This window comes from Tenacibaculum sp. FZY0031, assembly GCF_036350695.1.
Taxonomy (GTDB): Bacteria; Bacteroidota; Bacteroidia; order Flavobacteriales; family Flavobacteriaceae; genus Polaribacter.
The window spans coordinates 175883-189774 of the sequence record NZ_JAZDVY010000002.1 but is presented as its reverse complement, the minus strand read 5'-3'; the positions used below and the strand labels follow the sequence as shown (position 1 = coordinate 189774).

Here is a 13892-nt window from a genome sequence, read left to right as displayed (position 1 = left end):
TTATACCGTAACGGGAACAGATGCCAACGGATGTGAGAATACCGCTCAGGTAACGATCACAGTAAACCCATTACCAAATGCAGGATCTAACGGAACATTAACGGTATGTGAAGGAACAACTCCTACAGATGCAGAGTTATTTGCAGCCTTAGGCGGAACACCAGATGCAGGAGGAACATGGTCAAATGTTGGATTAACCTATACCTATACAGTAACAGCTACAGCACCTTGTGCTACCGATGCGACTGCTGATGTAGTGGTAACAGAAGAAACAGTTCCTTCAAGTCCTGTTATATCCGTTGAAAGTGCGACTTGTTCAACGTCAGGAAGAGCTGTAATTATAAATTACGATTCAAGCTTGACTTATATTTTCAACGATCCAACATTGAATGTTGATGGAGATGGTGTCATTAATGGATATGTTTTTGGAGTTACTTATACAGTAAGTGTGAATAGTAGTTGTGGTAGAGGTTCTTCTGAAGACTTTATAGTAAATGGAAGATTGTCAGGAGGAGATTGTGTAGATACAGATAATGACGGTATACCAGATGTTATAGATGTAGATGATGATAATGATGGTATACCAGATGTTGATGAGGGAGATGGCTTGGTAGATACAGATAATGATGGGGTTCCAGACTCATTAGATTTAGATTCAGATAACGATGGTATTAATGACGTGATAGAAGGAGGTAATGGAGATTTAGATACGAATGGAGATGGTGTTATAGATTCGAATGATTCAGGGTATACAGATGCTAATGGAGATGGACAGGCTGATGATTCAGTAGATGAAGATGAAGAACCAGATACAGATGGAGATGGCGTTCCTGACTATCAAGACTTAGATAGTGATGATGATGGAATCAATGATGTAGTAGAAGGAGGAAATTCTGATGAAGATGGAGACGGTCAAGTTGATAACCCTACTGAAGATTCGGATGGAGATGGTATTGCCGATAGTGTAGATGGATTGGATGGTCACGGAGATGCCAATTCTCCAGATAATAATACAGATCCAACAGATCCTAATAGCGGAGGAAACGGTGTTGTTACTGATAGTGGGATTGATTCTGATGGAGATGGTATAGCTGATAGTGTAGATGGATTAGATGGCTTTGGTGATGCTATTATAGAAGACACCTGTGTAAAAGTTAATAATCTTATGAGCCCGAACGGAGATACTACAAATAGCTATTTACATATTGATTGTATTGAAAAATTCCAAAATAATACTCTTGAAATTTTTAACAGATGGGGTAATACAGTGTATAAAGCTAGAGGTTATAACAATAGTAGCGTTGTATTTAGAGGAATTTCAGAAGGTAGAGCTAATATAAATGTGGGCGATAAATTGCCAGTTGGAACGTACTTCTATATCTTAGATCTTGGAAACGGAAGTAAGGTTAAAAAAGGGTGGATTTATATTAACAGATAAAGAATAAAGGACTGATGAATAAAAGCTTTAATGAAATGAAATTATATTTAAGTTTAATCTTAACATGTGTATTGAGTATTTGTGTATTTACAGCTACTCATGCACAACAAGATCCTCAGTATACACAGTATATGTATAATACTATGAATGTAAACCCAGCTTATGCAGGATCTAAAGGGCATACAGTAATTACAGCCTTAGGAAGAATGCAATGGGTAGGTTTTGAAGGAGCTCCTAATACTCAAAATTTATCTTATGATACTCCTTTAGGATATTCGGGATTAGGATTAGGTATTAACTTAATGAATGATCAAATAGGTCCGTCAAGTGAAATATATTTAGACGCAAATATTTCTTATAATATTCAAACAGGAGAGGAAGGAAATTTAGCTTTTGGTCTACGTTTAGGAGGAAGGTTATTAAATATAGATTGGTCAAAAGGAACGTATAAAGATGATGAAGTCATCTTTCAAGATAATATAAATAAGTTTTTACCAACAATAGGAGCAGGTATTTTTTATCATCAACCGCAATGGTATGTCGGATTGTCTGTGCCCAATATTTTGAGAATGGAGCATTACGATGCAGACACACCAGGAGAAGTGGCTGTAGAAAGAATGCACTTTTTCTTAATAGCAGGGTATGTTTTTAATATAAATGAAGACTTAAAGTTCAAACCAGCAGCTTTGTTAAAAGGAGTTTCAGGAGCACCTTTATCACTAGATATTTCAGCAAACTTATTATTTAATGAAAAATTTAGAGTAGGAGCATCTTGGAGATGGGACGATTCTGTAAGTGCTCTTTTAGGGTTTCAGGCAACAGACTCTTTACTTATTGGGTATTCATATGATTTAACAACTTCAAATTATAATGTAACAAACTCAGGAACACACGAAATTATGTTACAATACGAAATATTTAGAGACATAAGATATAGATCCCCCAGATTCTTTTAAATAAAAGAAAAATGAAGTTAAAAAAATTACTAGCATTAACAGTATTGTCAATGTTGGGTTTAAACTGTTTTAGTCAAAGTAGAAAAGTAGCAGATCGTTATTTTGAAGAATTTTCTTATATACAATCAGCTAAATTGTATAAAGATTTAGTATTGATTAAAGGAGATAGCTCTCAACATGTATTAAGTAGGTTGGCAGAATCTTACTATAACAATTCAGATACTGATAAAGCAGAAATTTGGTACCAAAAACTTATTTCTAATTTTAACGAAAAGGTTGAAGAAAAACACTTATTTAAGTACGCTCAAGCATTGAGGAGTAATGGAAAGTATAAAAAATCAGATTCTATATTTTTAAAATTAGCACAATCTCAAAAAAGTAGTCTAAATGAAGAGCTTAAAAAGGATAGTTACTTATTAGATTACAATAGTCAAGAAAAAAGGATAGGAGTAAGAAATCTGGCAATAAATACACCCTACTCAGATTTTGGAGGGTTCTTATTGAATGGAAAATCATATTTTACATCCGCTGTACCTAATGATTCAAAAAGACAAAAAATATATAAATGGAATAACCAACCATTTTTAAATATTTACAGGGCAGAAGAGCACATACAAACCTTAGAAGGGAGTAAACAAGATACCATATTAGTTTTAGAAAATATTCAAAAATTAGGTGAGCCAATAGCCTCTGAGCTTCATGAGTCTACGCCAGTTTTTACAAAAGATGGAAAGACAGTTTATTTTACGAGGAATAATTCAGAAGGAAAAAGAGCAAGAAAAAGTAAGAAAAATACCTCTAATTTAAAGATTTATAAGGCTAGTTATGTAAATGGTTATTGGATAAATGTTAAAGAATTACCATTTAATAACGATGAGTATTCCATAGGGCACCCCGCCTTAAGCCCTGATGAAAAAACATTATACTTTGTTTCTAATATGCCTGGAGGATATGGACAATCTGATATTTATAAAGTAGATATAAAAGGGAAAGATGAGTATGGAGAACCTATAAATTTAGGAAGCACTGTTAATACACCAGAAAAAGAAGTTTTTCCTTATGTAGGAAATGATAATGTATTATATTTCTCATCCAACGGACATTTAGGTTTAGGACTTCTTGATATTTTTCAATCAAATATTAAAGAAGACGGTACATTATCATCACCAGAAAATTTAGGATATCCATTTAATAGTAAAAAAGATGATTTCTCATTTTTTATAAGTAAAAATGGAAAAAGGGGGTTCTTCTCATCAAATAGAGAGAAAGGAAAAGGAGATGACGATATTTATAGTTTCTTTATTTATACAGATCCCCCTGTTTGTTTACAAGTTGTTAACGGAGTAATAAAAAATAATAACACAAATACGCCTGTAGATGCGGCAGTAATAAAGTTAATTAATTCAGAAAAAGAAATTATAGGAGAAACGGTTTCTGATGTATCTGGTAACTATATTTTTAAAAATATACCATGTGATAATTCATATACAATTACTGCAACTAAATTAGACCATAGACCAAGTAGAAGTGTTATTTCTACCAATAGTAAAAGAAACGAAGAAGTTACAGTTAATCTAAATTTAACACCATTAATTATAGGAAACCAAATAGTAATAAAGCCAATTTATTTTGACTATGATAAGTCTGTTATTAGAGAAGATGCTGAATATGAGTTAGAAAATATTGTAACAGTAATGACCAATCATCCTGAGTTAGTAATTAAAATAGAATCACATACAGATAGTCGTGGCCGTAGCGATTATAATAGAATGCTGTCTGACAAAAGAGCAAAATCTACTAGAGATTATATTTTATCAAGAGGTATTGCTAGTAATAGAATTGAAAGCGCCATAGGTTATGGTGAAGACAAACCTTTAAATGATTGTGTAGATGGCAAAAGATGTACAGAAGAAGAATATCAATTAAACAGACGATCGTATTTTTATATAGTAAAAGGAAGTGAGTCTGTTGAAATAAGGCAAGAGCAAGAAAAGAAAAAGGTAAGAAAAAGAATAGCTACCAAAAAAAGTAACTTCTTAGAATTTTTAAGTAAGAATCTAAGGAAATCTGGAAGAAGTTCAAGACCAGAAAATAATAAGTGTTTTAATAACAAAGAAGAAGATTGTGAAAAAGTAACTAAAGAAGTTAACATAAATTACAAGAACTAAGATTTCCCCACTAATATCCTTATGTTATTAAGTTAAAAAGCTCCTTTTAAAAAGGGGCTTTTTATTTGTATGAGTATAATATTATGAGAAAAATAAAGTTATAAGGTTACATTAACTTATATCATTATTATTAATTATGAAAAAACTATTTATTCCTTTAGCGTTATTGGCCCTAACAATGACGTCTTGTGTATCAAAAAAGAAGTACGTTGAGTTAGAACAGAGGTACAATGACACAAGGGGAAATTTACAAAAAACAACTCTAGAAAAAGAGCAGCTTGAAGCTAAGTTTGCTAAGATTGAGAAGAGAGTTGATGATTACAATGAAAAAATTAACTCGTTAAAAAGTGTAAATGAATCACTCCATGAACAAAATAACGTTAAGTTAGACATGGTTGGAAAATCAGCTGTAATTTCTAATTCTGTAAAAGAAAAAATGAGAGAAACACTTAAAAATGTTGATCCAGCTGAACTGGCAAATGCTAAAACATTAAAGGACTCTATGAATGTAGCAATAGCTCATAATCTTAAAAAATCAATAAACACATCAGAATTAGAAAATGATGAAGATGTAAATATTGATATTGATCAAACAGTTGTGATGATTTCTGTTTCCGACAAAATGTTATTTAATACAGCAAGTTATAGAATTAAAAGTAATGCGCACAAGTTAATAAAAAAATTAGCTGATGTGATCAATTCTGAGCCAAGTATGGATGTAATGATTGAAGGACATACAGACTCAAGACCAATTCGTAATGAAATTGTTCAAGATAACTGGGATTTAAGTGTAAAAAGAGCCACATCTATTGTTAGACTTTTAGAAAAAAAATACAAGGTTGACCCTAGTAGATTAATAGCATCGGGAAGAGGGAGTTCAGTACCTCTTGTTGAAAATAGTTCGGCGGCTAATAGGGCTAGAAACAGGAGAACTAGAATTGTAATTTTACCAAATCTAGATAAATTTTTCGGTTTATTAGCAGAGCAAGAAAATATTAAACCTTAAGTATTTCAAAATAACAAAAAACCAGCATCATGCTGGTTTTTTGGTTTAACCAACTACTATAGTTATAGTGACTTTATAGTGGTTTAAGTGTCTTATTATATATGAACCTATTTAATTAAATTATGAAAAAACTATTGATTGTAATATTCGGAATTCTTTTAATGATTTCTTGTACAGATAAAAAGAAAGAACAAGAAGAGAAACAGAAAATTGAAGCAGCTATAAAAAAAATTGATTCTATTGAGAATGAAGTAAAAGCTGGTATTGATAAATTAAATGAAGCAACTAAGAAGTTTGAAAAACAGTTGCAAGAATTAGACAGTATTATATAATTAAAAACTCAAACATTATGAAAAATATAAAACTAATAGTATCTATTATAATGCTTTTTGCTTTTATAGGAACTCAGCAAACATTTGCTCAAGGAAAAGGTAAAGGAAAGGAAAAGAGCACTGAAATAAAGCAAAAAGGAAAAGAAATAAAAGAAGAACTTGAGCAAGAGGTAGATGAAACAAAAGAAAAAGGGAATAACAAAGCTCTGGAAATGAAAAAGAAGAAAGGGTTGAAAGAAAATAAAGCTAAAAAGCAGGACAAGCCTAAAGTAGATAAAGAAAATAAAGGGAAAGGCAATGCTTATGGTCGAGACAAGGGAGGAATGAGTGGAAGAGAGTTCGGTAAAATGAGATCAAGTGAAGCTAAAGAAAGAATCGAAGAGCAAGAAAAAAATATCCGTGATAGTGAAGGTGTTTTAAATAGGGGAAGGGAAAAGGTTAAAAAAGCCCAAGAAAAAATTAAAGAAGCTAAAGAAAAGAAGGAAATCTCAGAGGAAGAAGCTAAAGAAAAAGAAGAAGTAGTACGCAAAGCGAATGAAAAACTTAGCGAGCTTGATAAAAAAATTCAAGAACAAAAAGAGAAAATCAAAAAAGATAAAGAGGCTTTAAAGAAGATTTTATTTACAGAAGAGAAGTAGTAGTAACTTAAATAAGAATAAGTATAAAAGAGAAGAGATAGCAGTTAAAGTGTTATCTCTCTTTTTTGTTTTAAAAAGATACATCGCAAAGTGCTCTTCCTAGTTAAGGAAGTTTTTTTATCAACGAGAATAGATAAGTATTTTATGTTGAAGCGCAAATACACAAGAGTATGCAGTTTGGATTATGTAAATCAGAGAGGAACTTTGTAAAAAGGGATTTGCAAAGATATTTGTAGAAAAAAAAGCTTCTAATTTTAATTAGAAGCTTCTTTATATAAACACTATAAGAGTTGTTATTATTCGTGTAATTTAAAGTTAACAGGAATGTAGTATTCAACATTTGCTGTTTTTCCATTATGCTCTCCAGGAATGAATTTTGGTAGTTTAGAAACCATTCTTTTAGCTTCTTCTTCTAATAATTGACCATTTTCAGGACCTTTCATTTTAATATTAGTTACTTCTCCTTTTTTGTCAATTATAAAACGTACCCAAACTCTACCTTCAATGTTTTGTTGAGCAGCTGCCGCTGGATAATTAAAGTTTCTTTGAATATGGCTAACCATTCTTTCATTAAAACATGTTAATTTTTGCATATCAGGAACTTTCGTACAAGCTTTAAACTGAGGAATACTCTGTACCTCTATAAACTTTACAAAATCAGTAATAACTTTTTCCTTTACCACATTAGAACTTTTCTTAGCAACAACTTTTTTCTTAACTGTAGAACTGTTACTAGTTGCTCCTGGTGCTTTAAATGTAATAGGAACTCCATATTTAACCTTAACTGTTTTCCCATTGTGTTTACCAGGGATAAACTTAGGAAGGTTATTGATAATTCTGCTAGCCTCTTTTTCTAAAGATTCACCACCTTTAGGACCACGCATTAAGATGTCTTGAACATCACCTTGCTCGTTTATAGTAAATTGTACCAATACTCTTCCTTGTATACCAGCATCAATAGCTTCTTGAGGATAGTTGAAGTTTTTAATGATGTGTTTAGTCATATTTGTTTCAAAACACTTCGCTTGCTTAATTAAAGGAACGTTGTTACATTTACTAAACAATGGAATTTCTTCAACTAAGTTAAAAGGAACTTTCTCAATAGTAGAAGAATTATCTTCCAATTCTAATTTACCAATTAACAAAGATTTCTTTTTAATATCAGCTACCTTTTGAGAAGAATTGATTCCTCCAATTGCAGAAACAGCTTCTTTGTTCTTACGAACAACACGCCTTCTGGTCGAAACTTCAATAGATAGTTGTTTTTTTGCACCATTATCGGTGTCTTCAATTGCACATTTTGTGATACTGTTTGGATCGGCGATTTGTTCATCTGGAGTAGTACATACTTCCTGTCCTACAGCCGCTAAAGAAAGTAGCATAGTCGCTACTACTAAGGGGAATTTTTTAATCATGTGTGCTCTATTTTAAGTGTTTGGTTTAGTTAATTAAACGTTAACTAACGCTGTAAATATAAATAAAAAATAGAATATAACAAATTTATTCTGTTATTCAGTTTACTAGAAAGTATTTTACCACTAAAAAAACTAATAAACACCTCTTATGGAACCCTAAAAATTATAGGCAAAGCATATTTAACATTAACAGCATTCCCTTTATGACTACCTGGAATAAACTGAGGGAGAGCAGCAATTAATCTATGAGCTTCCCCTTTTAAAAGAGTACTGTTTTCTGGCCCTTTTTTCTTTATATCAACTACATTTCCTTCTTTATTAATGGTAAATTGGACTAAAATTTTACCTTCAATTTTCTTACGTAAAGCTTCTTTAGGATAATCAAAATTTCTAACAATATGTTTTATCATTTCTCTTTCAAAACATTTTGATTGGTGTATGATTGGAATTTTTTTACAGTCATCAAACAAAGGAATTTGTTCCACTAAGTGAAAAGGAACTTTATCTAAACTAGTTAAAATATCTTCTTCGATTGTTAGTTTTTCAACAAGAGAGTTTTTGTTTTTAATTTGTTCAACCTCATTTGATTTTGTTGAAATACTATTAACTTTTCTAAGTTTACGATGTCTTTTTCTTGTTGAAAGTTCTTTAATTTTAGTATTTTCAAGAGCTTCTTTTACATCGTCTATAGAGCATTTTGTAATGCTAATTGTATTCAAGTCTTGAATATTTTTATTAGGAGTTTCACATTTTTCTTGTGAATAAGAAAAAGATATTGAAAGAAAAAAAAGAATTAAGATAAGTCTCATTTGTATACTTTAAGGAAGAATTATTTGATAGTTGGCAAAAATAGAATTATCTAAAATTTAGCTAGGCTCTCTTATATTAATTTAATATTAAATTTATAGGAAAAGAATATGTTACGTCAACAGGAATCCCCTTTTCTTTCCCAGATTCTAACTGAGGTAACTTATTAATAATTCGACTAATTTCGTTAGTAATAACTTCACTTGGTTTTGAGCTTACCACTTGAATGTTTTTAGGAGCTCCGTATACATCTATAGTAAATTGAATTAAAATTCTGCCATGTATGCCTTCTTCAGAAAATACTTCTGGATAATAGTTTTTTGAAAAATGTTTTTGCATGCTGTCTTTAAAACATTTTTTAGCCTTTTCATTAGAACTTTTTTTACACTTAGGAAATAAAGGAACTTGTTCAACAACAGAGAATAAAACTTCTTTAGTTTGAGTCTTTAAAGAGTTTTTGATCGCTAAATCATTGTTGGTTGTGATGATCGTAACTTTAGAAGAAGCACTCAAACTCGATTGATTTTTTTGAGGAGCTTTTCTTATTTTTTTTATTCTGTTTCTTGCAGTTAGTGTTTGGGTAGTTCTTTCTCTTGAATTTTGTTTTTCGTTAACAATATCACATTTATTTACATTTATAATATTTAAATCAATACTATTATCTTCAGGTGTAGTACAAACTTCTTGTGCGTTTAAAGCATTAAAGGAAAGTAGGAGCGACGCAAAAAAAAGTAAAGTTGTTTTCATAAGGCTTAAGAGGTTGTTTGGTGTTGTAAAAATCACCTTTTTTTGCGTTCATCTTCTTAAGGAATCATGATAAATCTATTAAATAAAATAGTCTTTAATGTTATGAATATTAATTTAACATTAAGCAAAATTAGATTAAAAATAAAGCCTTCATAAATTATGAAGGCTTTATTAATTATATAATATATTGTATGTTATTACTTTACATTCATTAACTCAACATCAAAGATTAACGTTGCGTTTGGAGGAATTACTCCACCTGCACCTTGTGCACCATATGCTAAGTCAGATGGAATAACTAAACGAGCTTTGTCTCCAACTTTTAATAGTTGAATACCCTCATCCCATCCAGGAATTACTTGCCCAACACCAATAGCAAAATCAATAGGTTGTTTACGTTTGTATGAAGAATCAAATACAGTTCCATCTAATAACTGACCTTTGTAGTGTACAGAAACCATAGCTCCTTTAGTAGCTTGTTTCCCATCTCCGTTTTGTAAGATCTTATAACGTAAACCGCTTGGAGTCTCATCGTACCCAGCAGCTACTTGATCTAATAATTCTTTTTGTTTAGCTTTTGCTTCAGCTTCACGTTTTTCACGAGCTCCTTCAAAAGTTCTAAAAGCTTCTACTGCATTAAAAGCTTCAGCAGCATCACCAACACGGATAATTTCTACGTCCATAGTATCGTCTTGAGCAATCGCATCAACAACATCTTGTCCTTCTACAACACTACCAAAAACAGTATGCTTACCGTCTAACCAAGGAGTAGCAACATGTGTAATGAAAAATTGAGAACCGTTTGTTCCAGGCCCTGCATTAGCCATTGATAATTTTCCTGGAGCATCGTGTTTCAATTCAGGGTGAATTTCATCATCAAATTTATAACCAGGATTTCCTGTTCCAGTTCCTTGTGGGCAACCACCTTGAACCATAAAATCGGCAATTACACGGTGAAACTTTAATCCATTGTAATAAGGAGTTCCTTGTGGTTTTGCTGAGTTTTCTAAATTTCCTTCTGCTAAAGCAACAAAGTTACCTACAGTTCCAGGAGTTTTTTCATATTCCAAGTTTACTAAAATATCACCTTTTGGAGTGGTGAACTTTGCATAAATTCCGTTATCCATTTTTCTCTTGTTTATTTATATATGTATGATTCCAGTGTCCAAAATTTAAGGGAAAAAAGAATCTTTTATTAAAATAGCTAAATCATTGTTTTTCTTAGCAATGACAAAGTTAGTTTTTTACTGATAAAGTTGAAAGGTTAAAGCTTAAACCTACGTTAATATTGTTTGAGTTAACATTCCCAAAAGGAGAATAATATTTACCTCCAGATGCAATTATAGAAACTTGATTTACGATATCATAACTCAATCCAAGTGTAGGACGAATTATAATTCCTTCGTCAGTATCTACGCCAGCACCTCCACCAGCACCTGCCATAACTTCTATAAATCCACGTATTTTATTGTTAAAAAAATAAGGACTGTATACGCCACCACCCACTAATCCGTGAGCATACCCACCTGAACGGCCATCGTATGCAAAACCAGCTTCTCCAGCAATATATAACGAGTGATTTAAGTCATAGTTAACTTTAAAACCAATTAATTGCAAGTCAATTTTAGTAGCGTTATAAACATCATCGGTTTTTGCTACATCAATATAGCTTTGGTTTTGTATTTCAAAACGTAACCCTTTTGTAAGATAAGTACTGTTCTCTTCGGAAGATGTTCCGCCATTTAACCCGAAGTATTTTAAACCAAATCCGAAAGTATACGCTTCTAAATCACCAGTAATGGCACGATAATATCCACCATGACCACTAATGGCAATGTTTTTAAATAGTTTTAAGTCAAATCCTGCGGAAGGGTAGATCATCAATCCGCCTTCAGGAGCTACACGACCACCAGCAGCACCAATACCTAGTTTTCCGAAGAGATTAATGTACTTTGATTGATATGGATGATACCCTGCACCCACAAATAAATCCATAAAGCCAGCACGCAGCCCTCTGTAAATTGCATCGGTGTGAGCAAATAGAAAAGTATTTTCGTTCAAATATTTCTGATATTCAAAACCTAGTACATACAATATTTCATTTAAATCATCACCATTGTCTTTTTTTGAGCTTCCGATAGGTTTAAAGAAGTCAAAACGAATTTGCTGCGCATTTTTAACAACTGGTTTACTCCAAAAACTGTCAGGAGAAAGGTTGTCTGCTACAAATTTTTGATGTGCTTTATCATAATCAGTAAAACGTAAAATACTTGGTATCTCTACAAAGAAAGAAACGGAGTTACTTTTTATTTCTCCAGAATAAAAATTAAGATGACTGTATTGTATTCCGAAGGAGTAATCGTTCTTTTTATATTGCAACCCTATATTGGGATTGATAAATCCACCGTCATTTACCAAGTAACGATACCCACCACCGCCACCAAAATGGAAGTTAGCATCTATATATAAGTTCTTGTATAGTTGTTTGTTGATTCCTAATTCAGCTCCTAAGGTAAACAACCCTCCTTGGTCTCCAGTTACAGCGAAATGAAATCCAGCACCACCATATAGCCAATCGTTAATAGGAACTTGATAATGCAAACCGGTTAAACCCATTGTTGGTTTTAAACTAGGAAATTCATCCGAAGGCATTTCAACAGGAATAAAATTCAAACGAACCTTATTGTGCAACTCTTTTCCTTGTAAATTAGATAAACTCTCTTGACTGTGTGTTGAAAGAAAAGAGAAAATAGAGAAAAGAGAAAAGAGTATGTAGTTTTTTTTAGAACTCACTTGTGAAATGTAATTTTACGGTTGGATATTTTTGTTGCGTCATTTGAATAGTAAACGGAGAATCGGCTAAAAAAACTAGTTGTCCTTGTTTGTCCTTAGCTAAATAACGTTGTTTTACACGTTTAAACTCTTTGAATTCCTCATTCTTAGGGTCTTCTGGTTCTACCCAACAAGCTTTGTGTACCGCAATATTTTCATACGAACATTTAGCACCGTACTCATGTTCTAAACGGTATTGAATTACTTCATATTGTAGGGCTCCAACAGTACCAATAATTTTACGTCCGTTCATTTCTAAGGTAAATAATTGGGCAACTCCCTCATCCATTAATTGGTCTAGTCCTTTGTAGAGTTGTTTAGCCTTCATAGGGTCAGCGTTATTCACATAACGGAAATGTTCTGGTGAGAAGCTAGGAATTCCTTTAAAGTTTAATTGTTCTCCTTCGGTTAAGGTATCACCAATTTTAAAGTTTCCAGTATCGTGTAGTCCCACAATATCTCCAGGGAAAGATTCTTCTACAATTTCTTTCTTCTCAGCAAAGAAGGCATTCGGACTAGAGAATTTTACTTTTTTACCATTACGAACGTGAAGATAAGGTGTATTTCTTTTAAAAGTACCCGATACAATTTTTACGAAAGCTAAACGATCACGGTGTTTAGGATCCATGTTTGCATGAATCTTAAATACAAATCCAGTTAGTTTTTCTTCTTTAGAGTCAACCAAGCGTTCTTCTGCTTTTTTAGGTTGAGGATTAGGAGCGATATCAATAAAACAATCTAATAATTCTTTCACTCCAAAGTTGTTTAGAGCTGAACCAAAGAAAACAGGTTGTAAATCTCCATTAATATAAGCTTGTTGATCAAAATCTGGATATACTTCATTTACCAACTCTAATTCCTCACGAAGTGTATTCGCAGAATTTTCTCCAACAATTTTATCCAGCTCAGGGTTATCTATATCATCAAATTCAACACCCTCTGAGATGGTTTGTTTATGATCTCCAGAAAAAATATTTAATTTCTTTTCCCAAATATTATAGATTCCTTTAAAATCATATCCCATCCCAATAGGAAAACTTAATGGAGTTACTTTTAGCCCGAGTTTTTGCTCAACTTCATCTAATAAATCAAAGGCATCTTTACCTTCACGATCTAACTTGTTGATAAAAACAATCATTGGAATTTTTCGCATGCGACAAACCTCTACTAATTTTTCGGTTTGTTCCTCAACTCCTTTAGCAACATCAATTACGACAATAACACTATCTACCGCAGTTAACGTTCTAAAAGTATCTTCTGCAAAATCCTTGTGACCTGGAGTGTCAAGAATATTTATTTTTTTGTTTTTGTAAATAAAAGCTAATACAGAAGTGGCGACAGAGATACCACGTTGGCGCTCAATTTCCATAAAATCGGAAGTTGCTCCTTTTTTAATTTTATTATTTTTAACCGCCCCGGCTTCTTGAATTGCCCCACCAAAAAGTAATAACTTTTCAGTTAAGGTTGTTTTACCAGCATCGGGATGTGATATAATTCCGAATGTACGTCTCTTCTGTATTTCTTCTAAAAAACTCATCTATAAATTTTAAGGT

12 protein-coding genes are annotated in these 13892 nt (G+C 32.2%); 6 read left to right on the top strand and 6 right to left on the bottom strand.

Translation table 11 applies throughout. From position 1 onward, the window contains the following. The 6 genes from V1T75_RS03225 to V1T75_RS03200 form a co-directional block, all read left to right on the top strand. Positions 1-1438, top strand: a 1438-nt coding sequence (locus V1T75_RS03225; protein WP_330487129.1) for a gliding motility-associated C-terminal domain-containing protein, incomplete at its 5' end; no start/stop codon positions are given. 35 nt (positions 1439-1473) lie between these two features. Then, positions 1474-2394 (top strand): PorP/SprF family type IX secretion system membrane protein, encoded by a 921-nt coding sequence (locus tag V1T75_RS03220; RefSeq protein ID WP_330487128.1) that lies wholly within the window; start codon positions 1474-1476, stop codon positions 2392-2394. 11 nt (positions 2395-2405) lie between these two features. Next, positions 2406-4562, top strand: a complete 2157-nt coding sequence (locus V1T75_RS03215; protein ID WP_330487127.1) for an OmpA family protein — start codon at positions 2406-2408, stop codon at positions 4560-4562. Between the two features lie 136 nt (positions 4563-4698). Beyond that, a complete protein-coding gene (locus V1T75_RS03210; protein ID WP_330487126.1) occupies positions 4699-5568 on the top strand; it encodes an OmpA family protein in 870 nt (289 codons plus the stop codon). Positions 5569-5690: 122 nt separating this feature from the next. Next, on the top strand, positions 5691-5900 hold the full coding sequence (locus V1T75_RS03205) for a hypothetical protein (protein ID WP_330487125.1): 210 nt from the start codon (positions 5691-5693) through the stop codon (positions 5898-5900). Between the two features lie 17 nt (positions 5901-5917). After that, positions 5918-6538 carry a hypothetical protein gene (locus V1T75_RS03200; RefSeq protein ID WP_330487124.1) on the top strand — a complete coding sequence of 207 codons (621 nt, stop codon included), beginning with the start codon at positions 5918-5920 and terminating at the stop codon, positions 6536-6538. A 296-nt stretch (positions 6539-6834) separates the two neighbouring features. Here V1T75_RS03200 and V1T75_RS03195 read toward each other — a convergent pair whose 3' ends face one another. From V1T75_RS03195 to V1T75_RS03170, 6 genes are all read right to left on the bottom strand, one after another. Then, positions 6835-7953, bottom strand: coding sequence for an energy transducer TonB (locus V1T75_RS03195; protein ID WP_330487123.1), 1119 nt, complete (start codon positions 7951-7953; stop codon positions 6835-6837). 146 nt (positions 7954-8099) lie between these two features. Then, complete coding sequence (locus tag V1T75_RS03190; RefSeq protein ID WP_330487122.1) at positions 8100-8762, bottom strand: energy transducer TonB; 663 nt, start codon at positions 8760-8762, stop codon at positions 8100-8102. 76 nt (positions 8763-8838) lie between these two features. Further along, positions 8839-9507 carry an energy transducer TonB gene (locus tag V1T75_RS03185; protein ID WP_330487121.1) on the bottom strand — a complete coding sequence of 223 codons (669 nt, stop codon included), beginning with the start codon at positions 9505-9507 and terminating at the stop codon, positions 8839-8841. Between the two features lie 197 nt (positions 9508-9704). Then, the gene (locus V1T75_RS03180) at positions 9705-10634 is read right to left on the bottom strand and encodes a peptidylprolyl isomerase (protein WP_330487120.1); all 930 of its coding nucleotides are present in this window, start codon (positions 10632-10634) and stop codon (positions 9705-9707) included. Between the two features lie 109 nt (positions 10635-10743). Next, a complete protein-coding gene (locus V1T75_RS03175) occupies positions 10744-12300 on the bottom strand; it encodes a hypothetical protein (RefSeq protein WP_330487119.1) in 1557 nt (518 codons plus the stop codon). After that, positions 12290-13876, bottom strand: coding sequence for a peptide chain release factor 3 (locus tag V1T75_RS03170; RefSeq protein ID WP_330487118.1), 1587 nt, complete (start codon positions 13874-13876; stop codon positions 12290-12292). The genes V1T75_RS03175 and V1T75_RS03170 overlap by 11 nt, the downstream gene beginning before the upstream one ends. Between the last annotated feature and the right edge of the window lie 16 nt (positions 13877-13892).